The sequence below is a fragment of the Proteiniphilum sp. UBA5463 genome (assembly GCF_002427225.1).
Taxonomy (GTDB): domain Bacteria; phylum Bacteroidota; class Bacteroidia; order Bacteroidales; family Dysgonomonadaceae; genus Proteiniphilum; species Proteiniphilum propionicum.
In genome coordinates this window covers 1-25,583 of record NZ_DIQL01000045.1, presented here as the reverse complement: position 1 = coordinate 25,583, position 25,583 = coordinate 1, and the positions used below count along the sequence as shown (strand labels likewise).

The following is a 25,583-nucleotide window of genomic DNA, read 5'->3' as shown; positions in this document are numbered from 1 at the left end:
TATCCGCTGGTGATGCCCAATCAGGATGTACAATGGGAGACGGTAAGGCAGTTTAATGCCGGGGTGGATCTCTCTTTATTGAATCAACGGATTAATCTGACGCTTGATGCTTACCTAAAAAACACAAGCGATATGCTGGTGCCGATGTCAGTACCCATCACTACAGGTTATTCAGACATTTACGTGCCGAGTATAAATGCCGGAGAGATTAGGAACAAAGGGCTTGAGCTGACTGTCTCCTCCAGAAACCTCACGGGCCAGTTTGAATGGGATACCGATTTCAATGTTTCTTACAATAAGAATGAAGTAATCAAAATGAATGACGGTATTGCCCTGTTTACCGGTGGGGATATCAATATGACTAAAGTGCAGGTGAGTGCCGAAGGACGACCTGTGAACGCGTTCTATGGTTATGTAACCAACGGCATCTTCCAGAATCAGGAGGAGGTGGACCGGTATGCTACGCAGGTAACCGGCGGAACAGCACCTGGCGATATCAAGTTTCGTGATCTTGACAACAACGGAGTCATCAATGCCGATGACCGTACCTTTATCGGTAATCCATTCCCTGAATGGACGTTCTCCATGAACAACAGCTTTGCTTACGGAAATTTCGACCTGCAGGTCTTTTTCCAGGGTGTGGCCGGAAACGACATTTACAATGCCAACAGAATATGGCAGGAAAGTATGTCAGTCCCGCAGAACCAGACGACAAAGGTGTTGGACCGCTGGACAGGAGAAGGAACAAGTAACAGTGTTCCGCGTGCTGTCTACAGTGACCCCAATCAGAATGTACGCCATTCCAACCGGTTTATCGAGGATGGATCATACCTTCGTTTGAAAAATCTCACGTTAGGATATACGCTGCCGAAATCAGTAGCACAGAAGGCTCAACTAAGTATGGCACGACTCTATCTCTCTTGCCAGAACCTCTTTACATTGACCGGTTATTCTGGTTTTGATCCTGAAGTAGGGGCAGGAGGTGTAGATCTCGGCACCTATCCGGTAACACGTACAATCAGTTTAGGCCTAAATATTCAATTTTAATCGATGACAATATGAGAAAAATAGCATATATAATTGGACTTTTATCGGTATTGACACTCTTTGGATCCTGCTCCGATTTTTTGGATAAAGTTCCGTATGAAGACCCAAGTGCCGAGGCACTCACGGACGAAGCGTCGGCTATTGCCCTGGTAAATGGGGCTTATCAGCCGCTACAGCGTCCCAAATTATACAACATGAGAATCTGGACGCTCGATATCATTGCAGGAAACAGCGAAGTGGGTGCTGGTGGAGGCACCGACGGGATAGAGACTGTTACCTTGGCAAATTTTGTAGCTACAGCCGACAATGCAGCTGCACTGGACATATGGCGAGGTCCCAATCCCGGGATACTATACTGCAATACGGTATTGGAAAATGTGCCGAAGATGGATATCGACGAATCGTTGAAAAACCGTTCTATCGGAGAAGCGAAGTTTCTTCGTGCCAACTATTATTTCATTCTGGTGCAGCTTTTCGGAGATGTCCCGATGACGGTCTCTACACCGAAGCCTGGAGACAACCTGCTGCCCGAGCGTACCGACAAAATGACCATCTACAACGAGGTGATAATTCCTGACTTGAAGGATGCAATTGAATTGTTGCCGGTCAGGGAAGCATATTCGGGAAGCGACATCGGCCGTGCTTCCAAGGGTGCGGCTGCCGGCATGCTGGCAAAGGTTTATCTGACATTGGGAATGTATGCAGAATCACTACAGATGAGTGAGCTGGTAGAGAGCCTCGGTTATACCCTGAATTCCGATTACAGCGATAGCTTCGGGGGTGAGGAACGGCATAAGAACACAGCAGAGTCTCTGTTTGAAGTGCAATATTACGGACTGACCAAGGCTGGTTTCTGGAGTGATGAAAACCAGGCCAACTGGCTAAGTACCTACATGGGTCCGCGTAATACAGGATGGGTTGGCGGTGCTTATGGCTGGAACCAACCGACACAGGAGTTCGTGGACCAATATGAGAATGGGGACTTGCGTAAAGACAAAACTGTCTTGTATGAGGGAGGCCCTGATTTCGACGGCAAATCATACAAAGCAAATATGTCGAACACGGGTTACAATGTTCGGAAGTTCCTTGTGCCACTGTCCGTTTCTCCAGATTATAATACCAACTCAGCGAACATCGTGGTATTGCGTTTTGCAGATGTGTTGTTGATGAAAGCTGAAGCGCTGAATGAGCTGGGAAGAACAACAGAAGCAGAAGAACCATTATACCAGGTGCGTAAAAGAGCAGGCCTGACAAATCGGGGAGATGTGGAGAATCTCACAACCGAACAGATGAGAGAGAAAATCAGAAATGAACGTCGCATTGAACTGGCCTTCGAAGGACATCGCTGGTTCGATATCATCAGGTGGGATAACGGACAATATGCCTTGGATTTCCTGCACTCCATCGGTAAAATCAACGCGACGCAGAAACACCTGTTGTTTCCTATCCCGCAAAAGGAGAGGGATGCCAATCCTAATCTCACACAAAATCAAGGATATTAATATCAAAAAGAGAGACTGTTATGAAGATATACAGATTACTATTTTTACTGTCGTTGTGGGTCACACTGTTTGTAGGGTGTGCCGACGATAATTACATGGAACTGGACAAGGGAAGCAGTCCCCTTGAAATAACTGCTTCATCGGCTGAAATCGAGCTGGATGCTGCAAATCCGACTTCGGAAGCCCTGAAATTGTCATGGACAACCGGTTCCAACCAAGGTACCAATGCCGGAATCAGCTATACCTTTCAGATGGATTTGCAGGGTGACAACTTTGCAGGAGGCGTATCGATTGATTTGGGAAGGGGTGTATACGAAAAAATTTACAAGAACGAAGAGCTGAATGAGATATTGCTAAATAATTTTGGTGTTGAAGTAAATAAGGAGGTAGTGCTGGAGGCTCGTGTTATTGCTACTATCGCTGCAGAGGGTATCGAACCGGAGATTTCGAACCTGCAACGCCTCTCGGTCAAAACACACAAACCGATTACCAAGACACTGTACATGCTGGGTGATGCTACACCCAACGGATGGAATGCCGGCGAAGCCACAGAAATGCGCCCCATCAGCAATGTTCCCAAAGGGTTTACCTGGACCGGATCGCTTTCGCCTGGCAATGTTAAATTTATCACCACGCTGGGAGAGTTTGCTCCCTCTTATAACAAGGGAGAGAGCGATACGAAACTCTATCTGCGCGAAAGTTTTGATGATCCCTACGACGAACAGTTCGAAATAACTGAAGGAGGAACCTATACGGTAAAAGTGAATTTGATTACGATGACAATCAGTATTGTAAGAGGTGAAGGACCGGAATATAGCGAATTGTGGTTTGTAGGCAATCCCACCGGATGGAGTTTTCAGCCGATGGCCGTGAATCCTGTGGATCCGTTTATCTTCCATTACAATGATGACCTTTCAGCCGGGGGTGAATTTAAAATAGGAACTGCAGCAGGAAACTGGGACGCACCCTTTTTCCGTCCCACTGTTGATAAGACAGCAGAAGGCATAGGCCTCGATGTGGACAAATGGGCGGGTGATCCTGATTATAAATGGAACATTACTGGCGGCGTATATAAAATCAAACTGGATACACGGGACATGAAGATAGATATCGTTCCATTTGTGCCATTTGAAATGGTTTACCTCGTAGGCGATGCTTCACCCAATGGATGGGATATTGGCAATGCTACCCCTATGACGGCCACAGCCGATCCCTACAAGTTCACATGGAGCGGATCACTTAAGGGTGGAGAGCTGAAGTTTACGTGCGACAAGCAATCCGATTGGAATGGTGCCTGGTTTATTGCGAGCGAAGCAGATAAATCACCTACGGGGCAGACAGAACAGATGTTGTTTAATTATCCCGGGGCTGGCGTGGACTACAAGTGGAGGATTTCGGAATCCGGCACTTATAAAATCGAACTCGATCAGTTAAAAGAAACCATCACCATTCAAAAACAATAAACAAACAGGGATGATCTGCCACATCGGATGAAAGGTGTGGCAGATCCCTGATTCAAATTATGATTAAAAAAATCACCTTCCTGTTTTTTATCTGTTTGCTGACATTGACTTCATGCAAAGATGATTATGATACAAAAAATAATCCGATAACTTACGGCGATACCTATCTGTCGGTCGACATAACTACTGATAAGTCGGTATACAAACCAGGGGAGACTGTCCGTTTTACGCTGAAAGAAAAACCTTCCGGCAACCCAAAAGTGCGTTATTCGCACCTGGGAAAAGTAATAAAGGAGGAAGATCTGCAAGGAACAACCTGGTCATGGAATACTCCGTCAGAAGATTTCAAAGGGTATATGGTGGATATTTACGAAGTTGATGAAAAAGGAGAAAAGATTTATCACACCATTGCTGTGGATGTTTCTTCCGACTGGACAAAGTTTCCTCGTTACGGCTATCTCTCTTCATATGGTGATCTGTCGAAGATGCAGGTTGGGAGAAATATTGAGATTTTAAACCGTTACCACATCAACGGGGTTCAATTTTATGACTGGTTGCACGCCCACCACCGCCCGCTGGCAGGAACCGTGGATAATCCGCTGTCCCAGTGGCCCGATCTCATTGGTCGTACCAACTATCTCTCTACAGTGAAAAGTTATATTGATGCCATACATGGGAGAGGAATGAAAGCGATGTTTTACAATCTCGCATTTGGCGCATTGAACAATGCGGCGGCTGATGGTGTAAAGGAAGAGTGGTATATTTTCAAGGATTCCAACCGCTCAGTCAAAGACAGTCACCATCTTGATTCCCCCTTTCGCAGTAGCATTTACCTCACAAATCCGGCAAACAATGCGTGGCAGAACTATCTCATAGCACGTCATAACGATGTATACCGGGTATTCGATTTCGACGGTTATCATATTGATCAGTTAGGTAACCGGGGAATGGTATACGATTATGAGGGCAATGTGGTGAAGCTGGATGAAACCTATGCTCCCTTTGTTGCTGCCATGAAGCAGTACGAACCTGGCAAGCGGTTGGTGATGAACGCGGTTGGCCAATACGGACAAAAGTATATTGCCAAATCTCAAGTAGACTTTCTCTATACCGAAGTGTGGGATGAAAGCAAAACTTACGAAGAGCTGGCAGAAGTGATTCATGACAACAATGCTTATGCTGATAACAAGAAACAGACCGTGCTTGCTGCTTATGTTAACTATGCAAAATCCAACAGTTCTGGTTATGTGAATGCACCGGGTGTATTGTTGACCAATGCGGTGATATTCTCGTTCGGAGGGGCTCACCTTGAACTGGGTGAACACTACCTGGCAAACGAATATTTTCCAAATTCTAACCTGCAGATGAAGAGAGAGTTGAAGGAGGCTTTGGTTTGTTACTACGATTTCCTTGTGGCTTATCAGAATCTTTTACGTGACGGAGGAGCGTTTGCTTCGTTTAGTGTGCAGTCGGTCGACAATCGGGCCAGGTTCGAAAGCTGGCCTTCATCACAGGGGACTGTAGCCGTTACCGGCAAAAGATTTTCAGACAAGGAAGTGATTCATTTCCTTAATTTCTCTGATGTAAATTCCATGGAATGGAGAGATACCAATGGAATCCAGAAAGAACCAGCGATGATCATCGGCGCGGGAATAAAAGTTACAGTGAACAGTGAAGTGAAAAATGTCTGGTTTGCTTCGCCGGATATAAACGGTGGGGCAGCCAGAACGCTCGACTTCACACAGGCAGAGAATGAAGTCAGATTGACACTTCCGTCGTTGAAATATTGGGACATGATTGTCATCGAGTATTAACTATCATGTAAAAGAAATTTGATGAAGTATCTACAATTTATATTACTGCTGATTCTCTTTACTCCTTTTGTCATCTATGCACAACAAGGTGGTAGAGTGAAGGAGGTCACCTCATATACAAAAGAGGGAAATAGGGTTGTGTTTAATGCGGATGATGGATCGAGGCTATCACTGGATTTTCTCAGCAGCTCTGTCGTGAAAATATGGTTCGATCCCCATGGCACATTTGTTTGCAAAAATAAATCGTTTGCAGTAATCAATGAGGACCTCGAAAATATGGGGAAGATAACGGTGAACGACGAACCATCATCCTACGAGATATACACTTCCAGGCTCCGTATCAGGATGAACAAGAGCCCGATGCAACTACAGATTTTTGATAAATGGCAAAAACTGTTGTTCAGTGATTATAAGGAGATCGGTCACGTGTCTGACTCCACGGCGAAGAAAGCTTACAAGGTATTGCGAGACGACGAACAGTTTTTCGGCTTGGGAGAAAAGGCCGGGCCTCTCAATCGACGCGGACGGGAATACAAGATGTGGAACAGCGACCGCCCCTGCTACAGTGTAAACGAGGATCCGCTATATAAAAGTATACCCTTCTTTATGAGTAGTTACCAATATGGGATTTTCCTTGATAATACTTATAAAACAGAATTCAAATTTGGTACAGAGTCCAATGAATATTATTCGTTTGAGGCACCAGACGGAGCATTTGTCTATTACTTTATTTTCGGGAAAGATTATAAGGATATCCTGAGTCAGTATATCTCCCTGACAGGGAAACCTATTATGCCGCCTAAGTGGGCGTTTGGCTTCTCGCAAAGTCGTGGTCTTTACACGAAAGAAGCGCAGGCACTGGAGGTGGCTGCCGAATTCCGTAAGCGTCAAATTCCATGCGATATAATCTATCAGGATATCGGTTGGACACAATATTTGCAGAATTTTGAATGGAGAGAGGAAAATTACAACAATCCGAAGCAAATGCTCTCTACTTTAAATGAGCAAGGTTTTAAAGTGATTCTTTCACAGGATCCGGTGATCTCTCAAGCAAATAAGAAACAGTGGGCAGAAGCCGACAGTCTCGGTTATTTCGTAAAGGATTCCCGAACAGGGAAAGCGTATGATATGCCCTGGCCATGGGGAGGTAACTGTGGGGTGGTGGATTTTACCATTCCGGAGGTGACCGACTGGTGGGGTGAGTACCAGCAGAAACCATTAAATGATGGAGCTGCCGGATTCTGGACAGATATGGGCGAACCGGCATGGAGCAATGAGGAGGACATTGATCGACTTCATATGCGGCACCATATCGGTATGCACGGTGAGATTCACAATGTGTACGGACTGACCTGGGACAAGGTAGTAAAAGAGCAGTTTGAAAAGAGGAACCCGGGCAAACGGGTGTTCCAGATGACGCGTGCAGCTTATGCCGGACTCCAGCGCTATACCTTTGGCTGGAGTGGCGATAGCGGCAATGGCAATGATCTCCTCGAAGGGTGGGGGCAACTACGGAACCAGGTGGCGATCGGTATCTCTGCCGGATTGGGAGGTATTCCGTTCTGGACAACAGATATTTCTGGCTATTGCGGTGATATTACCGATTACCCGGCAACGGCAGAACTCTACACCCGGTGGATGCAGTTTGGCATTTTTAATCCATTGAGCCGTGCTCATCACGAAGGTGATAATGCGGTAGAACCTTGGATGTTTGGAGAAACAGCTGAGAAAAACAGCAAAGCTGCCATCGAATTGAAATATCAGCTCTTTCCTTACCTGTACACTTATGCCCGGAAGGCGCATGATACAGGATTGCCTATTATGAGGGGGCTGTTTATGGAATATCCCTACGACGAAGTGGCACTGAAGGTTGAAGATCAGTTTATGTTTGGTGAAGAACTGCTTGTAGCGCCGGTATTGAAAAAGGGAGAAAGGGTAAAGCGTCTCTATCTGCCCGAAGGGGAATGGATTGATTTTAACGACAAAAAAACCGTTTATTTGGGTGGACAGCAAATTGCTTATCGTGCATCTTTAAATGTGATTCCCATTTTTGTAAAGAAAGGCTCCATCGTCCCGATGATGCCGGTAATGCAATATATCCACGAAAAGAAAGACTATCCGTTGTTTATTCATATTTTTCCCGACTATGAAGATGAAACGGCAGAATTCGAACTCTATGAAGATGAGGGAGAGAACCTCGAGTATCTCGATAACATCGCTTCAAGAACGCGGTTTACCTGTACTACGCTGTCCGACGGATACCGTACGGAAATTGTACCGTCGGATAATGGATTCAAACAATCGGACAAAAGGAACATGATCCTGGCTTATCATCTCGATAAAATGCCTGTTTCGGTCACCGTGAATGGTAAAACAGCCAAAAAAACGGATGAAGCTTCTGTTTACCGCACAGCGGAGAACGATGTTTCATCTATAGCATGGTGGTGGAGCGAGGAGTCGAATGAGTGTCGAGTGAAAATACCCGATCATAGAAAAAAGATAACCATATTAATTAAAAAAGCATATAAAAGAATCCATTGTAACCAAGACTTATGAATAAGGAACTTATAGACAAATGAAGGTCCGGTTTTTTGTCTTGGTTCTCATGTCTTAATTTTAATCATATGAGGAAAATATTTATACTATTATACTTTTGCCTGATTGCCGGCATCATAGCGGCACAGAATCTGAGATCACCAAACGGTGATCTGGAGATGAATTTCTTTGTCGATCAACAAGGAACGCCGGTGTATACCTTAAAATATAATGGGAAAACGGTGATCAATCCAAGTAAATTGGGCCTTGAGCTGATTGGAAGCGACAAGGTGGAGTTCGGTTCTGAAATTAATCGTAAAAAAGATCCCAAAACATCTTTGTACGACGGATTCAATGTAGCTGAGGTACAATACAGTTCATTCGATGAGATATGGGAGCCCGTATGGGGTGAAACGAAAGAGATCCGCAACCGATACAACGAGATGGCGGTAACACTCAACCAGAAGGATACTGATCGCGATATGGTGATCCGTTTTCGTCTGTTTGACGACGGACTTGGGTTTCGGTATGAATTTCCGCAGCAGAAGAATCTGGTTTACTTTGTCGTCAAAGAAGAGTTGACCCAGTTTGCTATGACCGGAGATCATACCGCTTACTGGATTCCGGGCGACTATGATACCCAGGAATATGATTATAATATTTCCAAATTATCGGAGATCAGAGGCCTCAATGAAGGGGGTAGACAGGAAAACCTCTCTCAGACTGGATTTTCTGATACAGGTGTACAAACTGCATTGCAGATGAAAACAGCCGAGGGCATTTACATCAACCTGCACGAAGCAGCCTTGATTAACTATGGAGCCATGCACCTGAATCTGGATGACCATGATTTCATCTTTCAATCCTGGATCACACCCGATGCCAACGGAGCAAAAGGTTATTTACAAACTCCCTGCACAATACCTTGGCGTACGATTATCGTAAGTGACGATGCACGTGATATCCTGGCATCCAATATTACATTAAACCTCAATGAGCCTTCGAAGATTGATGATACTTCCTGGATTAAACCCATGAAGTATGTCGGCGTATGGTGGGAAATGATTACCGGAAAAAGCGACTGGTCCTATACGCATGATTTGCCAAGTATTCATATAGGTGTTACGGATTATTCTGTGGTAAAACCTCACGGACGACACGGAGCCACTACAGACAATGTAAAAAGATATATCGACTTTGCGGCAAAGCATGGGATGGATGGTGTATTGGTGGAAGGGTGGAACATTGGCTGGGAGGATTGGTTCGGTAATTCAAAAGATTTTGTTTTCGATTTTCAAACGCCCTATCCTGATTTCGATATTGAGGAGATACACCGTTATGCGAAAAACAAGAACATAGCAATGATCATGCATCATGAAACATCATCTTCGGTGCGAAACTATGAACGCCATCTCGATAAGGCATATCAATTGATGAACAGGTATGATTATCCTGCCGTGAAGAGCGGTTATGTGGGGGATATTATTCCCCGTGGTGAGAACCATTATAGTCAGTGGATCAACAACCATTACCAGTATGCGATAGAGAAGGCGGCGGAATATAAGATCATGGTCAATGCCCATGAGGCTGTACGTCCCACTGGTATTTCACGTACCTGGCCCAACCTGATTGCCAACGAATCGGCACGAGGAACAGAATATCAGGCTTTCGGGGGTAACAAGCCGAGTCACGTAACAGTACTGCCTTTCACGCGTCTTATCGGCGGGCCGATGGATTATACCCCGGGTATTTTCGAAATGGATATTTCTAAAATCAATCCCAACAATCAGTCGCACTGCAATTCTACCATCGCCAATCAGCTGGCATTGTACGTGACAATGAGTAGTCCATTGCAGATGGCTGCCGATCTTCCGGAGAATTACGAGCGTTTCCCCGATGCATTCCAGTTTATCAAAGATGTGGCATTGGATTGGGATGAAAGCTTATACCTCGAAGCAGAGCCGGGAGCATACATTACTGTTGCCCGAAAGGAGAAAGGAACAAATAACTGGTTCGTCGGCAATACCACGGGGAATAGCAAGTTTACTTCTAAAATCTCATTCGATTTTTTGGATCCCGGCAAACAATATATTGCTACGATATATGCTGATGCAAAGGATGCTAACTATAAGACCAATCCACAGGCTTACACTATCCGCAAGGTAGTCGTAACTGATAAATCCGAACTGATACAGCAAGCGGTAGCTGGAGGTGGTTTTGCTATTAGCCTGTTTCCAGTAAAGGATAAAGTGCAGGTCAAAGGATTAAAGAAACTGTAAATTGTGAAAAAGCGGGGTTTACATCAAAGCACCCCGCTTTTTGCTATCTTACTGCCTCAACAGTATATCCCAACTTTCTCAGACCTTCAATTAAGCCCTCCTCTCCTGGTAGGTGCAAGCATCCCACAGCAATGAATGAAGACTTCTCCTTCATGATTGCCGGCAGTTTCTCAAGCCATTTACGGTTGCGATCACCATTCAATGCATTTTTCTCTGCATCGGTGTTGGGACACGGGTCGTCAGGTATCTCTTTGTCATATAGTTCTCTCAGTGCATCAATATCCTGGGCATGATATGCTACCTGAAGATCGTCCATCTGTTCTTTCAACAAGTCGGGATGCTTCACCATACATATCAACATATCGGCTTGCCTTTGTAATGTTTGAATATTTAGCAACAAGTCTATCTGATCTTGAGCTGTTTCCAGCCCCATCACGGGACGGGAAAGCCTTATTGCTTCATCCTGAAAATACTGGTCGAGGCTTTGTGCAGAAGCAGCAGAAGGATAAAACCTCTGAAAGAGAGAGATAGAAATTAAATTTGTAAGAACTGCAGGTTTAAGCATCCCCAGCTTTTCCAGCCCAACTCCCAAAACGTCTCGGAGCATACTATCAAGCAACATCTCTTCTTCGTGGTCAAGTAATGAGCTGTAAGTTACTCCTTCAGGCATTGCCGCCTGGCTCATTATTTGCATCTGCATGCCTGCCATATCACTCATATCCAGTTCTCCAACGGTCTGCTTAGTATTTTCAAAAGCGGAGCGGATACCGTAAATGCTGTCCAGAATTGATATAGGGACAAGGTGGTGTGTGCCAAACAGATAGGATGGGTTTTCAAGTCCGTTGCCGGACACTTTCCATAACAGTGAGCCTGCATTGCTAACTGATGAATTAGAACAGGATAACAACAGAAAAAGCGTTAATAAAACACTTAAAATTTTTTTGTCATTCATTATTCGTTTTTTTGGCGAGTTAGTAATTTTTTTATTTATTTCCAATTCATAAGTCTCCTTATGTTTTTATGTAGCCACTTAGCAGCAATACATCATGTCTGTTTGCTAATTGTGAATAGACATATCATATTCAGGGCTTTCTGGATAATCTCAATTATAATATAAAAAATCAGGGAGACTCAACATATTCCCTGATTTTTTATATTAATTCATGATGCGACTTATTGAGCAGATATGCTTGTGTCAATGGGAGTATATGTTCTATTTCCCAGCTCTTTGTCCATGGTGTAAATGCCAAAGCCGTTATTGCCAATAAGTTTCAATGCGTCAATCACGCCCTGGGCAGTCTCCTCCTCTTCAACCTGTTCGTTTACGAACCATTGCAGCATGTTTTCGGTTGCATAATCATTTTCCTTCCTGGCTATTGCAACAATATTGTTTATAAGCGAGGTAACAACTCTTTCGTGCTCCAGTGTATCTTCAAAAGCATTAAGCACTGAATCCCATGATGTGCTTACCTTTTCAATAGGTGCTAATTCCACTTTATTTCCTTTGGCTATAAGATAATTCATGAACTTAAGTGCGTGATCTTGTTCTTCCTGAAACTGTACTTTAAACCAATTGGCAAAACCGGGCAATCCGGCATTAGCAAAATGAGAGGACATGGACAGATATAAGTAGGCCGACCAGAATTCGGCGTTTATCTGTTTGTTGATTGCAGATTCTAATTCTTTACTTACCATAATTATAATTGTTTTTGTTATTATCTATGTCGTTAAAACGCTTTTCATTCAAAAATGTTTAAAAAGAAGTATCCAGACTGCTTTGGATAATTCAAAAAAAAATTGATACTTCCTGGATTTTAAATTAATTGTTATCTTTGTACATTAGTTTCGTAAAAGATAGATGCTTCCGGTACTGTTTTAGGTAGAAGCCTATTTTTTTAATTTTTTTCAAATGAATATCTTAAGAGAAAAAATGATGAAATATGATGCTCCACAGCGTGCTAAAGCTGCAGGCATCTATCCCTATTTTCGGGCTATTGAAAGCGATCAGGACACAGAGGTTGTCATCAACGGGAAAAAAGTCCTGATGTTCGGTTCAAATGCCTATTTAGGTCTTACAAATCATCCGAAAGTAAAAGAGGCCGCAATTGCAGCTACAGAGAAGTATGGTACAGGAATGGCCGGATCACGTTTTCTTAATGGCACACTCGATATTCACCTTGAACTGGAACGAAAACTGGCAAACTTTGTGAATAAAGATGAGGCAATTGTTTTCTCTACAGGATTTACCGTAAATGAAGGTGTTCTTGGATGTATTACCGGAAGAGACGATTTTATCATCTGGGATGAACGTGACCACGCCTCAATAATTGAAGGATTAAGAACATCTTTCTCTACAAAGTATAAATACCGTCATAACGATATGGGATCTCTCGAGAAACAACTGAAACGTTGCGATCCAAGGAAAGTAAAGCTGATTGTTGTAGACGGTGTCTTCAGTATGGAGGGGGACTTGGCCAATATACCCGAAATAGTGAGGCTGGCGCGCAAATACAATGCCAATATAATGGTTGATGAAGCGCACAGCCTGGGTGTTCTCGGTAAGCGGTACAGCGGGCGTGGCGTGTGTGACCACTTCGGGATGCTCGACGATGTGGATCTGGTGATGGGTACATTCAGCAAATCTCTTGCATCCATTGGCGGCTTTATCGCTGGTGAATATCCTGTTATCAATTACCTGAGACACAATGCCCGTACCAACATATTCAGTGCAAGTATAACACCGGCAGCCACTGCTGCAGCTTCAGCCGCTCTTGATATTCTCAAGTCGGAGCCAGAACGGGTGAAGAGGTTGTGGGAGCTTACCGACTATGCTATTAACCAGTTTAAAGAGAGAGGTTTTGAATTAGGGCCTACCTCAACACCCATCATGCCGCTTTATGTACGCGACAATGATAAAACTTTCCTGATTACCAAACTGCTCTTTGAAGATGGGATATTTGTAAACCCGGTTGTTTCACCAGCAGTTGCACCCAACGATACCCTTATTCGTTACTCTCTGATGGCAACTCATACCAAGGAGCAGATCGACTACTCCATAGATCATATCACTGCAGTATTTAAGAAGATGAATATTCTGCAAGGAAATTGATTAGCATATGATGTGACAAAGGTGATGAGACCTGCTAACCAGACAAATAAACAGGCAGAAAACTTTAGAAAAATATCGAGGAAAAATAATGAATAAAAAACAGGTAAGCTGTTTTTCTTGTGGAATCTTCATTCTACTTTTTACCACTCTTTTTTATCAATGTAAAGCCAGTCTTTTCTCCGATAAAGTAGTTTTCATTGAAAATGGAAAAATTAAACTGGGCTTTGAAGAGAAAACAGGTAAGCTGATTCTCTTTAATGATATAGTTAGTGGCTATGAGTTTATAAACAAGAATGTTGTAATTGGTTTGCCCTGGGAGATCTGTTTCAATACCGATAAGACCGGCTTGTCTTATGCAGATGAAATTTCTCCTTTAAAATTTTCATATTCAAAGTTAGATGCACTGACACTCTCTTTATGTTGGGAAGATTTCGGTGAAATGGACAAATTAAGAGTGAATGCAGAAGTCACCCTTGATAAGAGCAAAGCGTTTTCTTACTGGAACATATCTGTTGAAGGATTGAATGGGCACGAATTAACTAGTGTGACATTTCCCAAGATTGCAGGGTTAAACGAGATGGAAAACGAAGAGTTGGTTATCCCTACATGGATGGGTAGTTTGTTTGCTGAACCCAGAAAAACACTAAAAAGAGGAAGTGGAAAAATGGAATGGATCTATCCCGGTGCACTTTCCAGTCAGGTAATTGCGATTTATAATCCGGAGAAGGCCGGTTTTTATGCTTCATGTGACGACTCTCTCTCTTTTGCGAAAAATTTTTCGCTTACGTTTGACTCTCTTAATACTTTAGTCTACAGAATGATTAATTATCCCTCATCTGATTCATCATTAGTGTCTTATTCGCCTGCTTATAAGTCTGTTATAGGCTGTTTTTCCGGCGACTGGCTTGATGTAGCGGAGATATACGGAGAGTGGGCTGTACAGCAAAGATGGGTCAAGGAAAGCAGGATGAGAAACAGGCTTACTCCCGTCTGGTTGGAAAACACAGCTCTGTGGGTATGGAACAGAGGACGGTCTGAAAACGTGCTTCAACCCGCAGTTGAATTAAGAAAAAAGCTGGGACTCCCTGTCAATGTCCTTTGGCATTGGTGGCATAATTGCTCCTACGATAATAATTTCCCTGAATACTTGCCTCCAAGAGAAGGAAGCAAGTCGTTTATCCACGCTATTGAATCGGCCCGCCATTCAGGCGTTCATTCATTGGTATATATGAACGCAATTCAATGGGGAGATGCTTCGGAGAGTTGGAAATCAGGGAAGATAGAACCATATACGGTAAAAGACAGGAGAGGTAATATGCTATCACATGTTTATAATATCTTTACAGGTAACGCACTGATAAATATGTGTGTGGGTACAGAATTTTGGAGGAATCATTATTCCTCTTTGTGTGATAGTGTTGTGAATATTTACCGTGCTGATGGTGTCTATATGGATCAGACCTGTTTGAGTAGGATGTGCTATGATAAAAAACATGGTCACGCCATCGGAGGAGGTAATTATTGGGTGAACAGTTCGGGGAAGATGATCAAACAGATACAGTCCAAAGATTTTGGAGAAAGACAACCTGTTTTCACAGGTGAGGGTTCGGCTGAGAACTGGCTTCCTTACCTGGATGCTTTTTTAACCCTTGAGGCTAGCAGGGAGAGATATGCAGGTGTGGGAGATGCGGAAACAATACCATTTTTTCAGGCAGTATATCATCCATACGGAATTACTTTCGGGAGCTATTCCTCGTTGGTTACCCCTCCCTATGATGAGTTATGGCCAGAAGAGTTTGCCCCTGAAAAGGCCGGGCAATTACTGGATGAGAAATTCAATAAACAATTTTTAATGGAACAGGCAAAATCGTTTGTCTGGGGTATTCAAACAACTATAGCCAATTATAATAGTTTTTTGGATACAGAAAGAAAAGAGGAAATTGACTACTTGTTAAATATTGCCCGTTTACGGTACGAAAGTCTGAAATACTTGTTATACGGGAAATTTTTGAGGCCCCCTCGGATGGAAGTTCCAAATGGGGAAATAGATATTTCAAGATTATCTATATACGCAGGAAGAAAGGATGATAACGTGACTACTTTTAAAAAAAGTGTCCCGTTGTTATATTCGGGAGCATGGAAAGCAGATGATGGAGATTTGGGAATAGCACTGGCCAGTATAAGTGATTATACTGTTCCGGTTGAATTTACGTTTAATGCTGAAGATTATGATCTACCGCCGGCAGGTAAAATTTATATAAGAACGAATGAAGGGAAAAAGCTACTGGGATATTATTCAGAGGGTATAATAGAAATAAACATTTTTCTACCTTCGAAAGCTTTATCAATTATTGAAATAACGCAACTATAACAAGTGATGAGATATGCCTTAAGGAGGCCTCCTTCACAAACAAAAAACGGAAGGGGTTGAATCAAAATCAATTTCCTTCCGTTGTTGCCTTTCAGACAGATTACTTCCCTGCTGATATCTTTACTCTTATTTGTACGACTTGCAGTGTGGTTGCCTGGTATGTACAGGCTTTTTGCCGAACATATCCTGACAGTTACTTCTCTGACAAATAATCAGCAATACCTTCCTGCGTTGCAGTAAGTCCCTTGTCTCCCTTATGCCAGTCCGCAGGACAAACCTCACCGTGCTCTTCGGTGAACTGCAGCGCATCAATTACCCGTAGTATTTCATCTACACTTCTGCCCAGAGGCATATCATTTATAACCTGGTGACGTACAATTCCCTCCTTGTCTATCAGGAAGAGTCCACGGTAAGCTTCTGGCGAACCTTCAAAAAGCGTATTGCCAGAATCATCCATGGTATACTCTCCGGCCAGCACATCATATGCCATGGAGATAGTCAATGAATGATCTGCAACAATAGGATAGGTAACACCCTGTATACCTCCGTCGTTTTTGGGCGTTTGCAGCCACTTCCAGTGCGAAACGGCTGAATCTGTCGATGCTGCCACCACAACGGTGTCTCGGCCTTCGAACTCATTCAGTTTTATCTGGAACGCGTGGAGCTCAGTAGGGCAAACAAATGTAAAATCTGCTGGATAGAAGAAAAAAACAACATATTTTTTCCCGATATAATCTTCAAGAGAGAAATTTTCTACTATTTCCGAACCGTTTATAACGGCCTGGGCCCGGAATGCCGGGGCTTTCTTTCCAACTAATACTGACATAATAAAAATGATTAAATGTTATCAATTTGTCGTTCAAAGATAAAGGTTTTAGAAACGGCATAAAAATTTTCAGGTATATATGATACATAGAAAATTTTTATAAATCAGGGGGAGATGAAATACTTAATCCGCCTACCTTTCAATTATGATAAGACTTTTATTCGATATCTGTGGCAAAACGTTTGTCGTTATCAGTAAAATTAACATCATCAAACAGATAAAATCGCAAAAAAATAGCTACTTTTGCATGCAATAAAAAAAATAGGTAAAGCTTATGTCATTTATTGCAGATAAAATAATTATGGAAGGTCTGACTTTTGACGACCTCCTCTTAGTTCCTTCCTACTCTCGGGTTCTTCCCCGGAATGTGGATCTCACCACAAGGTTTTCCAGAAATATTTCGCTAAATATTCCAATGGTCTCGGCAGCTATGGATACTGTTACCGAAACCACAATGGCAATTGCAATTGCTCGTGAGGGAGGTATTGGAGTGATACATAAAAATATGAGTATCGAAGACCAGGCAAAGCAGGTGCGTGCCGTGAAGAGAGCGGAAAATGGAATGATACTCAATCCTATCAGCATTGCACCGGACAAAAAAGTTGCCGATGCACTGGCAATTATGTCTGAATTCAAAATTGGAGGAATACCTGTAGTGGACACTGAAAACAGATTGGTGGGTATAGTGACGAATCGTGACCTCCGGTTTGAAAAATCGATGGATAAAAGGATTGATGATGTGATGACGAAAGAAAATCTTATCACTACCCGTCAGACAACTAATCTTGAGGACGCTGCCGAAATACTTCAGCAATACAAGATTGAGAAACTGCCCGTGGTCGATTCTGATAACAAACTTGTTGGGCTTATCACCTATAAAGATATCACGAAGGCGAAGGATAAACCGTTTGCATGCAAAGACGAACAGGGGCAACTGCGTGTAGCAGCGGGAGTGGGTGTTACGAACGACTCCATTGATAGGGCAACAGCTCTTGTTGAAGCGGGAGTCGATGCAATAGTAATTGATACAGCGCACGGGCACTCTCAAGGTGTTGCGGATATGTTGAGGATGGTTAAGAAAGCTTTCCCCGAAATTGATGTTGTGGTAGGGAATATTGCAACTGCCGATGCAGCAAGATTTCTGGTAGATGCAGGTGCTGACGCTGTAAAAGTGGGAATAGGACCCGGCTCAATATGTACCACTCGTGTCATTGCCGGTGTTGGAGTTCCCCAGCTTTCAGCCATATATGAGGTGTCAAGGGCTTTGAAAGGAACAAATGTTCCTCTTATTGCAGACGGAGGCCTCCGCTATTCGGGAGACATTGTAAAGGCTTTGGCTGCAGGTGCTACCTCTGTGATGATGGGATCATTGCTTGCTGGTACGGAAGAGTCTCCAGGCGAGACCATTATCTTTAACGGTCGAAAATTCAAAACGTATCGAGGAATGGGATCACTTTCAGCCATGCAGCAAGGTTCGAAAGACCGCTATTTTCAGGATGTGGAGGATGATATAAAAAAACTCGTTCCTGAAGGGATTGAGGCACGTGTTCCATTCAAAGGTACCTTGCAAGAGGTTGTCTACCAGATGGTTGGCGGCCTTCGTTCGGGAATGGGCTATTGTGGCGCGGAGAATATTGAAAAACTTCACGATGCTAAGTTTACCCGGATCACCTCTGCAGGCTATACCGAAAGTCATCCTCACGGAGTGATGATTACCCGCGAAGCGCCTAATTACAGTAAGGGAAATGAATAATCTTTTATTTACCGGCAAAGCATGTCAAATCATTATGCAGGGGCTCCGCCGGAAAGTTTCTCAGATAATTTAATACAGAACTTCAGTCTCTGAGAATTAGTTTATTCTCATTTTGCTTCAATTTATAGTCCAGATAATGAGAGGGTTAAATCACATCGTGATAGACCCTTTTGTTGTGTAACCCCAGATTTATTATTTTTTCCTTAAGTCTTATGCAACGTTTTGCTCCTTGAAAACGTCATTAATAGTAAACAGGGAAATTCTATGTCGGAACATCGTTTAATACTTGCTTGCAAGCAGGGAAAATTGTGGGCGAGAAAAAAAGTCTACGAGCAGTATGCTCCCACTATGATGGCTCTGTGCAGGCGTTATGTTCCCGACGAAGAGGATGCTAAAGACGTTTTACAGGAAGGATTTCTGAAAATATTTACCGAGATAGGGCAATATTCGGGGAAAGGATCCTTCGGAGGGTGGATAAGGAAAATCTTTGTGAATACCTCGCTCGATTACATACGAAAAAAGAACCGGTTAAAGCAGAAGGAACTGTTAACGGATATTGAAACGGTAGATTATGAAAACACTCCTAATATGGAGTATATCACAGCTGAGGAGCTAATGCAATGCATCGGCGAACTTCCCGATACTTATCGTGCAGTTTTTAATTTGTTTGCTGTTGAGGGGTTTAGCCATCGTGAGATTGCCGAATTACTGGACATGCCCGAGAGTACTTCGCGGTCGTTCTTTTTTAGAGCGAGGCAATTATTACAGAAGAAAGTCATTCATTTAATGGAATGTAAATAAGGGGATGCTAAGATGCGATCATATAATAGATATAAAGTGATGCCGGATGATTTTTCGCGGGAAGTTGGGGATAAATTACGGGAACACCGTATACCCGTTACTCCCGATCTGTGGAAATCGTTGGCGGATAGGCTCCCCCGGCAGGGAAAACTTGTTTTCGCATACTGGTTGTGGGCAGCTGCCGGTGTGGTTGCCGTGGTGGCTTTATTGGTGTTCTTTCTGAATCCTTATACAGACGAACATGCTGTTCATATGTCACAAGAAAGGCCGGTGGATATGGCCAAATCGCAGCCTGCTGCCTCTGCCGGAGAATCCATCTCTACGCATATCGAAGAGCCAGTAAAGGACCCGTTGCTCACCCAGAACACCCAGCTTCAGAAACGAACGAAAAAGAAAGTGGCCGTTTCCGGAGTTGTTTCAGATATAAGTGAAAGACAAAAAGGGAAAGAATTGGATGTGCCGGAGATCTATTCCGAAGGGAGTAGAGTATCCATACTCCCTGTTGAATTGGAAGAAGCAGCCAAGTCCGATGGAACTATAGCTCACGAAGTAGTAAATACATATCCGGCGGATAGTATTTTTGTGGAAAACGACCTTCCTAATCTTGTTCAGGAACAACCGGGGCTTCGGTCGCTGATTGCGGCGTTGGGCAGTGGCGGCACTCCCTTGGATCTCTCATTCGGAGGTTATGATGCGAGTAACCCGATCTACGATAGTCCTATTCCGGGTGGTGAATTTAACAGCGGAGATGGTTTAGGTTCAGGAGGCAATTACAAAGTGCTTAGTCCCGGTGATTATACCGATATAGAACATCGTCCTCCCGTTTCATTCAGCCTGACGGCTGATTTTCCCGTCGGAAAGAATGTAGGCCTGGAAACCGGACTGTCCTACACATATCTGTTCTCGCGCTTCAGGCGAAATGATCATTTCATTTATCGCGGTACATTACAACAGCACTATATTGGGATACCGTTAACCCTTCGATATACAATATGGCAGGATGGTCCCCGGAGCATATATCTGTTAGGTGGGGCTACTATTGAAAAAGGGATTCGTGCTTTTTACAAACAGGAAATTGAGGGTAATGGAGGTATAGTGCATCACACCCATGTATATAACCGCATTGCCGGTCTTCAGTTCTCTGCTCAGGGTGGTGCCGGATTCAGCTACCGGTTACAAAATAATCTGCACTTGTTTGGCGAACCGAGACTGCTCTATTATTTCAGGAACAATCAGCCAATGAGTGCCCGCACGGAGAACCCACTGATATTCGGGCTGAATATAGGAGTCAGGATACAATTCAAATAACTAAATCTATATGGGTATGCAAAAGTTGACTTATTTATTTTTTATTGCCGGATTGTTACTTTTTACCGGATGCAAGGACTATGTGGATGAGTACGTTACCTACACCATCAACGAGCCGGTTTTTATGCCTGTGAGCGAGTTTAGAAGTGCCGTTGCTGTGGAGCAGCCTCAGCCCATCGTAAAACAGGGGAAGATTCTGTTTTTTAACGGTTATCTTTACATTTCTCAGCCGGAGAAGGGTATTCATGTGATTGACAACCAGAATCCGTCGAGCCCTCGCAATGTGGCGTTTATCGATTTGTTGGGAAATGCCGACATGCAGGTGCGCAACAATATTCTCTATGCCGATTCTTATATAGATCTGGTTTGGTTCGATATCAGCGATCCCGCCAAGCCTGTATATAAAGGTCGAAAAGAAGAAGTGTTCCCACAAGCTTTCCCTCCGACGGAGAATGGATTCAGCATTGATTACGAAAAATCGATGGACAGAAACAATGGTATTGTTGTGGGTTGGAAGAAGGTGGAGAAAAGAGAGCTGGTACGCTACTATAAACCACGCTGGTGGGGATGGGGTGGTCTGCAAAATGATGGGGCCATGTATGCTCCCGTGGGTGAAAAGGCGGGTGCCGGTACAGGCATTGCCGGTTCCATGTCGCGATTCGCCATCTATCACGACAATCTTTACACCGTGATGAACAATCAGCTTGGTATTTTCGACCTGTTGGGTGAGGCACCCGCAAAAGTAGGTCAAGATATGTATATAGGATTCAATGTAGAGACTATCTTCAGCTACAAAAACTGCATGTTTATGGGAACACCCACGGGCATGATCATTTACTCCATGGAAGATCCTTTAAAGCCGGAACGCCAGTCTATGATCAGTCACGTGTTCGGTTGCGATCCGGTTGTGGTGGAAAACGATATCGCTTATGTGACGGTTCGTTCGGGTACATTTTGCGGACAAGATGCCAACGAGCTGATTATCGTGGATGTGAGTGACGTGAAGCGACCCAAGCATATTGTGACCTATAACATGAAAAGCCCCAAAGGGCTCGGCATTGACGATGGAACACTTTTTGTCTGCGACGACGGCCTGCAGATCTTCAACGCGAACAACCCGCAGACCATCATGGCCAACCGGTTGGCACATTTCAAAGATATGGATGGGTTTGACGTGATCCCTGTCAATAATGTATTGATGATGATAGCCGCCGATGGTATCTATCAATATGATTATACCGATCTTCAACACATCAAACAACTGAGTCGTTTGCCTATCGGCAAATAAAACTTCCCTGTTGGCTCAATTGTCTGCTGCCGCCGAAGAAATCCGGCGGCAGTCTTGTTTAACCTGTAAGAAGGCTTAATTTCATTTTTTATTCTTCGGTGCCTTTTTGCATGGGGACAAAGATAAAATCTCCATGCTCCGACTCGCTGAACTTCTCCTCGCTTACGCGTTTGATGACGGTCATCTTTTGTCCCATCCTTCCCCCGACGGGAACAACCATCCATCCACCGATACGCAGTTGCCTTAACAACTTCTCCGGAATTTCATCAGGTGCTGCTGTAACAAGTATCTTGTCGAAAGGCGCATATTCCGGCAATCCCTCAAAACCATCACCGAAAAACAGCTTTGGATAATAACCTAACTTGTTGAGTGCTTTTTTCGAAGTAAGATGAAGTTCATGATACCTCTCGATACTGTAAACCTCAGCACCCATTTCGCAAAGGATTGCGGCCTGATAGCCACTTCCTGTGCCTATCTCAAGTACTTTTTCACCTGGTTGCAGTTTCAGCAGCTCGGTCTGATAGGCTACAGTATATGGTTGGGATATGGTCTGCCCCTTTTCAATCGGTAGCGGCTTATCAATATAGGCCAATTCCCTCAAACTCTCATCAATAAATGAATGTCTGGGCACTTTGGCTATGGCTGCTAAAACCCGTTCGTCCCTGATCCCTTTTCGTTTCAGTTCTTTGGCAAGGTTTTCGGCTTCTCTGTTATTGTTTTGGAATGTATCAGACATGGGGGACTTGGATTTTTCACTTTGCCTTTTTGTTGCATTAGATGCACAAGCAACGGATCCAGTGCAACACAAGACAATAATGAATAGTGAAATATAATGTTTTATTCTTATTGTTCTCATATTAGCTAAACATTAATTTGAGAATTCAAAGATAATGATTTTCTGTTTCTTATCTAAATACTTTCATTATTACTTACCTAAATACACTCATCGTTTTGCATTAAATTGAACTAAATATTGTATATTTCGGGTTGTTTTAAATTATTTGGTCAGTAACATGCGAAAAGTAATTTTTTTATTCTTTTTGTGGATCTTTTCATCATTATCTATTATGGCTCAGAAAAGCGACATTCAATCTTTAATAAAATCGGTTCGGGAAAAATATGCACCCGACAGCAGAGTAGAATTGTTTAGGGTTGAGGCTTCTCAGCAGTCTGATACCATCCTGCTCAATGGTGAAACTACAAGCGAGCCGGCGTATATGGAATTGATGTCGCGGGCAAAAAAAATATCTGCAAATGTGAAGGAGAACATTCGCCTTTTACCTGGTGAAGAGTTGGGTGATGAGACATGGGGTGTGATTTATAATTCAGTGGGAACAATTCGATCTGAACCCGGATATGATTCGGAACTTGTATCGCAGTCATTACTTGGGATGCCCGTTAAGATATTGGAGAATAGAGGAGGATGGCTGCGCATTCAAACTCCTGATAAATATATAGGCTGGATAAACGGCTCGGTAAAGGCGATGACAAAACCAGACTTACAGCGATATCTTCAGAAGCCGAAGATAATTATAACTTCTCTTTATGCCCGATCTTTTGAAAATAACAATACCTGTTCTTATCCCGTATCCGATCTGGTGGCAGGAGATATGTTGACAGTTAAGCCGGGGAAGAGTAAATTTTATGAGGTGGTTTACCCCGATGGCCGCGAGGCGTATGTGAGAAAGGAGGATGCTTTAACAGTAGATGAGTGGAGCTGCAGCATAGAACTGACCGGGGAAAGCATTGTGAAAAGCGCTATGCAATTCATAGGCGTACCTTATCTCTGGGGAGGTACTTCTTCCAAGGGGCTCGACTGCAGCGGGTTTACCAAATTGGTCTATTTTCTGCACGGTGTTATTCTCTCGCGCGATGCCTCCCAACAGGTGTTGTATGGCAAGCTAATTGATGAGACAGGTAGTTTTGACGAGGCTCAGCCTGGCGATCTACTGTTTTTCGGCTCAAAAGCTACCGAAGACAGTCCAAAAGAGAGGGTGGTACATGTAGGTATTTATATCGGTAATAAACAATTTATCCATGCATCCGACTATATACGTGTAAACAGTATAGATCCGCCCAGCCCGTTATATGACAAATTCAATGCCAACCGTTATCTGCGCACCAAAAGAATCATTGGTGAGGTGGACAGTGAAGGCATTGAAGAGATTTTCAAGAACAATTTTTATAAATAACAAATAAATAGTAATATTGAAGATGAAACAAGACCGCCGGCAGTTTCTTAAAACATCTGCTTTTATAGCTGCAGCTCTTGCAGCTCCTTCGTTTACTTTGAGCGGTGCTTCCAAAAAAACGGCAAAATCATCAGTAAAAATGAAACTAACCTGGATTCCATACGATTTACAACTGAGACATACATTCACAATTTCGGGTTTCTCAAGAAAAACCACACCCGTAGTACTTACCCGTATAGAGTATGATGGACTGGAAGGGTATGGAGAAGCGTCTTTGCCGCCCTATTTGGGTGAGACACAGGCTTCGGTTATTGAATTTCTGAAGAAGGTAGATCTGTCAGGATTCTCTGATCCCACACATCTGGAGGAGATTTTATTATATGTTGATGCAATTGCTCCCGCTAACACTGCGGCCAAGGCCTCAGTGGACATCGCACTGCACGACTTGGCAGGAAAGATTATCGGTGCTCCCTGGCATAGGATGTATGGGCTGAATAAAACGAATGTGCCGGATACTACTTTCACTATTGGTATAGATAGCGATGAAGTGGTTCGTGAAAAAACACGCGAAGCGTTGGGGCGTTTCAACATATTGAAGATAAAGGTAGGAGGGCCGGATGATAAGCGGATGATTGAAGCTATCCGCTCCGTAACCGATCTGCCACTGGCGGTAGACGCCAACCAGGGATGGAAAGAGCGCAGTGAGGCGCTGGATATGATCTTCTGGATGAGAGAGCGAGGGGTGGTGATGGTGGAGCAGCCCATGCCTAAGTCCGATTTAGACAGTATTGCCCGGCTGACGGAGGAAAGCCCGCTCCCCATCTTTGCCGATGAGTCTGTGCAACGGCTCGCCGATGTGGAACGACTAAAAGGTGTCTTTTCCGGCATCAATATCAAATTAATGAAGTGTACCGGTATGCACGAAGCGTGGAAGATGCGCACCCTGGCACAAGCGCTGGGGATGAAGGTGATGATGGGCTGTATGACGGAGACCTCCTGCGCTATTTCTGCTGCATCACAAATCTATCCGGGAATGGATTTTGCCGATCTCGACGGTGCGCTGCTGATAGGAAACGATTGCTTCGACGGTGCAAAGCTTGAAAACGGAAAAATGATCGCTTCCGACTTGCCCGGAATCGGTGTGCTTCCCATTTTTACTTTACCAGTTCCTCAAAGAGGCGGTTGAAGGTGGCATCCAGGTCAGTTGTTTTCCCAGGATGAGTGGGGGAGGCCTGCAGGATGGAACTACGCGTGGCCGTCAGCCAGCGGAACCGTTCGGCAGTCTGTGCAAAAAC

At 43.8% G+C, this 25,583-nt stretch carries 18 protein-coding genes and 1 pseudogene; 14 read left to right on the top strand and 5 right to left on the bottom strand.

Features of this window, described 5'->3' with window-relative positions:
• The 6 genes and pseudogenes from B3B27_RS07470 to B3B27_RS07445 form a co-directional block, all read left to right on the top strand.
• A pseudogene (locus B3B27_RS07470) lies at positions 1–1,047 on the top strand (TonB-dependent receptor); the annotation flags it as partial.
• Between the two features lie 11 nt (positions 1,048–1,058).
• Complete coding sequence (locus B3B27_RS07465; RefSeq protein ID WP_238868159.1) at positions 1,059–2,549, top strand: RagB/SusD family nutrient uptake outer membrane protein; 1,491 nt, start codon at positions 1,059–1,061, stop codon at positions 2,547–2,549.
• A gap of 20 nt (positions 2,550–2,569) precedes the next feature.
• Entirely contained in the window at positions 2,570–4,012 is a 1,443-nt protein-coding gene (locus tag B3B27_RS07460; protein WP_286847212.1) for a SusF/SusE family outer membrane protein, read from the top strand.
• Positions 4,013–4,071: 59 nt separating this feature from the next.
• The gene (locus B3B27_RS07455; protein ID WP_286847210.1) at positions 4,072–5,826 is read left to right on the top strand and encodes a glycoside hydrolase family 66 protein; all 1,755 of its coding nucleotides are present in this window, start codon (positions 4,072–4,074) and stop codon (positions 5,824–5,826) included.
• A gap of 21 nt (positions 5,827–5,847) precedes the next feature.
• Positions 5,848–8,382 (top strand): glycoside hydrolase family 31 protein, encoded by a 2,535-nt coding sequence (locus B3B27_RS07450; RefSeq protein WP_286832610.1) that lies wholly within the window; start codon positions 5,848–5,850, stop codon positions 8,380–8,382.
• Between the two features lie 68 nt (positions 8,383–8,450).
• Positions 8,451–10,640 (top strand): glycoside hydrolase family 97 protein, encoded by a 2,190-nt coding sequence (locus B3B27_RS07445; RefSeq protein ID WP_238868155.1) that lies wholly within the window; start codon positions 8,451–8,453, stop codon positions 10,638–10,640.
• Between the two features lie 43 nt (positions 10,641–10,683).
• Here B3B27_RS07445 and B3B27_RS07440 read toward each other — a convergent pair whose 3' ends face one another.
• Entirely contained in the window at positions 10,684–11,592 is a 909-nt protein-coding gene (locus tag B3B27_RS07440; protein WP_238868154.1) for a TraB/GumN family protein, read from the bottom strand.
• 221 nt (positions 11,593–11,813) lie between these two features.
• The gene (locus B3B27_RS07435; RefSeq protein WP_238868153.1) at positions 11,814–12,335 is read right to left on the bottom strand and encodes a ferritin; all 522 of its coding nucleotides are present in this window, start codon (positions 12,333–12,335) and stop codon (positions 11,814–11,816) included.
• Between the two features lie 214 nt (positions 12,336–12,549).
• Here B3B27_RS07435 and spt point away from each other — a divergent pair, with 214 nt between their 5' ends.
• Positions 12,550–13,749 (top strand): serine palmitoyltransferase, encoded by a 1,200-nt coding sequence (gene spt, locus B3B27_RS07430; protein ID WP_238868152.1) that lies wholly within the window; start codon positions 12,550–12,552, stop codon positions 13,747–13,749.
• A gap of 88 nt (positions 13,750–13,837) precedes the next feature.
• Positions 13,838–16,120 carry a DUF6259 domain-containing protein gene (locus B3B27_RS07425; protein WP_286832604.1) on the top strand — a complete coding sequence of 761 codons (2,283 nt, stop codon included), beginning with the start codon at positions 13,838–13,840 and terminating at the stop codon, positions 16,118–16,120.
• Between the two features lie 193 nt (positions 16,121–16,313).
• Here the strand turns inward: B3B27_RS07425 and B3B27_RS07420 are convergent, their stop codons facing one another.
• On the bottom strand, positions 16,314–16,946 hold the full coding sequence (locus B3B27_RS07420) for a peroxiredoxin (protein WP_238868150.1): 633 nt from the start codon (positions 16,944–16,946) through the stop codon (positions 16,314–16,316).
• A 274-nt stretch (positions 16,947–17,220) separates the two neighbouring features.
• Between B3B27_RS07420 and guaB the strand changes: the two genes are divergently transcribed.
• The 4 genes from guaB to B3B27_RS07400 all read left to right on the top strand — a co-directional run bounded on the left by guaB (position 17,221) and on the right by B3B27_RS07400 (position 22,096).
• On the top strand, positions 17,221–18,699 hold the full coding sequence (guaB, locus tag B3B27_RS07415) for an IMP dehydrogenase (protein WP_238868149.1): 1,479 nt from the start codon (positions 17,221–17,223) through the stop codon (positions 18,697–18,699).
• A gap of 264 nt (positions 18,700–18,963) precedes the next feature.
• On the top strand, positions 18,964–19,500 hold the full coding sequence (locus B3B27_RS07410; RefSeq protein ID WP_238868148.1) for an RNA polymerase sigma factor: 537 nt from the start codon (positions 18,964–18,966) through the stop codon (positions 19,498–19,500).
• A 12-nt stretch (positions 19,501–19,512) separates the two neighbouring features.
• Complete coding sequence (locus tag B3B27_RS07405) at positions 19,513–20,808, top strand: outer membrane beta-barrel protein (protein ID WP_238868147.1); 1,296 nt, start codon at positions 19,513–19,515, stop codon at positions 20,806–20,808.
• 16 nt (positions 20,809–20,824) lie between these two features.
• Entirely contained in the window at positions 20,825–22,096 is a 1,272-nt protein-coding gene (locus B3B27_RS07400) for an LVIVD repeat-containing protein (protein ID WP_238868146.1), read from the top strand.
• An 88-nt stretch (positions 22,097–22,184) separates the two neighbouring features.
• On the opposite strand, the gene B3B27_RS07395 is transcribed toward B3B27_RS07400, so the two are convergent.
• Positions 22,185–22,832: a protein-L-isoaspartate(D-aspartate) O-methyltransferase gene (locus B3B27_RS07395; RefSeq protein WP_238868145.1), complete on the bottom strand. Its 648-nt coding sequence runs from the start codon at positions 22,830–22,832 to the stop codon at positions 22,185–22,187.
• 331 nt (positions 22,833–23,163) lie between these two features.
• Between B3B27_RS07395 and B3B27_RS07390 the strand changes: the two genes are divergently transcribed.
• Complete coding sequence (locus B3B27_RS07390; protein WP_238868144.1) at positions 23,164–24,288, top strand: C40 family peptidase; 1,125 nt, start codon at positions 23,164–23,166, stop codon at positions 24,286–24,288.
• Between the two features lie 22 nt (positions 24,289–24,310).
• The gene (locus B3B27_RS07385) at positions 24,311–25,474 is read left to right on the top strand and encodes a dipeptide epimerase (RefSeq protein ID WP_286847209.1); all 1,164 of its coding nucleotides are present in this window, start codon (positions 24,311–24,313) and stop codon (positions 25,472–25,474) included.
• Here the strand turns inward: B3B27_RS07385 and B3B27_RS11845 are convergent.
• A complete protein-coding gene (locus B3B27_RS11845) occupies positions 25,443–25,526 on the bottom strand; it encodes a hypothetical protein (protein ID WP_407681802.1) in 84 nt (27 codons plus the stop codon). The genes B3B27_RS07385 and B3B27_RS11845 overlap by 32 nt on opposite strands.
• Between the last annotated feature and the right edge of the window lie 57 nt (positions 25,527–25,583).

Excerpts from the sequence above, each read along its gene's own strand:
- B3B27_RS07465 (WP_238868159.1), top strand. The coding sequence starts at position 1,059 with ATGAGAAAAATAGCATATATAATTGGACTTTTATCGGTATTGACACTC.
- B3B27_RS07460 (WP_286847212.1), top strand. The coding sequence starts at position 2,570 with ATGAAGATATACAGATTACTATTTTTACTGTCGTTGTGGGTCACACTG.
- B3B27_RS07455 (WP_286847210.1), top strand. The coding sequence starts at position 4,072 with ATGATTAAAAAAATCACCTTCCTGTTTTTTATCTGTTTGCTGACATTG.
- B3B27_RS07450 (WP_286832610.1), top strand. The coding sequence starts at position 5,848 with ATGAAGTATCTACAATTTATATTACTGCTGATTCTCTTTACTCCTTTT.
- B3B27_RS07445 (WP_238868155.1), top strand. The coding sequence starts at position 8,451 with ATGAGGAAAATATTTATACTATTATACTTTTGCCTGATTGCCGGCATC.
- B3B27_RS07440 (WP_238868154.1), bottom strand. The coding sequence starts at position 11,592 with ATGAATGACAAAAAAATTTTAAGTGTTTTATTAACGCTTTTTCTGTTG.
- B3B27_RS07435 (WP_238868153.1), bottom strand. The coding sequence starts at position 12,335 with ATGGTAAGTAAAGAATTAGAATCTGCAATCAACAAACAGATAAACGCC.
- spt (WP_238868152.1), top strand. The coding sequence starts at position 12,550 with ATGAATATCTTAAGAGAAAAAATGATGAAATATGATGCTCCACAGCGT.
- B3B27_RS07425 (WP_286832604.1), top strand. The coding sequence starts at position 13,838 with ATGAATAAAAAACAGGTAAGCTGTTTTTCTTGTGGAATCTTCATTCTA.
- B3B27_RS07420 (WP_238868150.1), bottom strand. The coding sequence starts at position 16,946 with ATGTCAGTATTAGTTGGAAAGAAAGCCCCGGCATTCCGGGCCCAGGCC.
- guaB (WP_238868149.1), top strand. The coding sequence starts at position 17,221 with ATGTCATTTATTGCAGATAAAATAATTATGGAAGGTCTGACTTTTGAC.
- B3B27_RS07410 (WP_238868148.1), top strand. The coding sequence starts at position 18,964 with ATGTCGGAACATCGTTTAATACTTGCTTGCAAGCAGGGAAAATTGTGG.
- B3B27_RS07405 (WP_238868147.1), top strand. The coding sequence starts at position 19,513 with ATGCGATCATATAATAGATATAAAGTGATGCCGGATGATTTTTCGCGG.
- B3B27_RS07400 (WP_238868146.1), top strand. The coding sequence starts at position 20,825 with ATGCAAAAGTTGACTTATTTATTTTTTATTGCCGGATTGTTACTTTTT.
- B3B27_RS07395 (WP_238868145.1), bottom strand. The coding sequence starts at position 22,832 with ATGTCTGATACATTCCAAAACAATAACAGAGAAGCCGAAAACCTTGCC.
- B3B27_RS07390 (WP_238868144.1), top strand. The coding sequence starts at position 23,164 with ATGGCTCAGAAAAGCGACATTCAATCTTTAATAAAATCGGTTCGGGAA.
- B3B27_RS07385 (WP_286847209.1), top strand. The coding sequence starts at position 24,311 with ATGAAACAAGACCGCCGGCAGTTTCTTAAAACATCTGCTTTTATAGCT.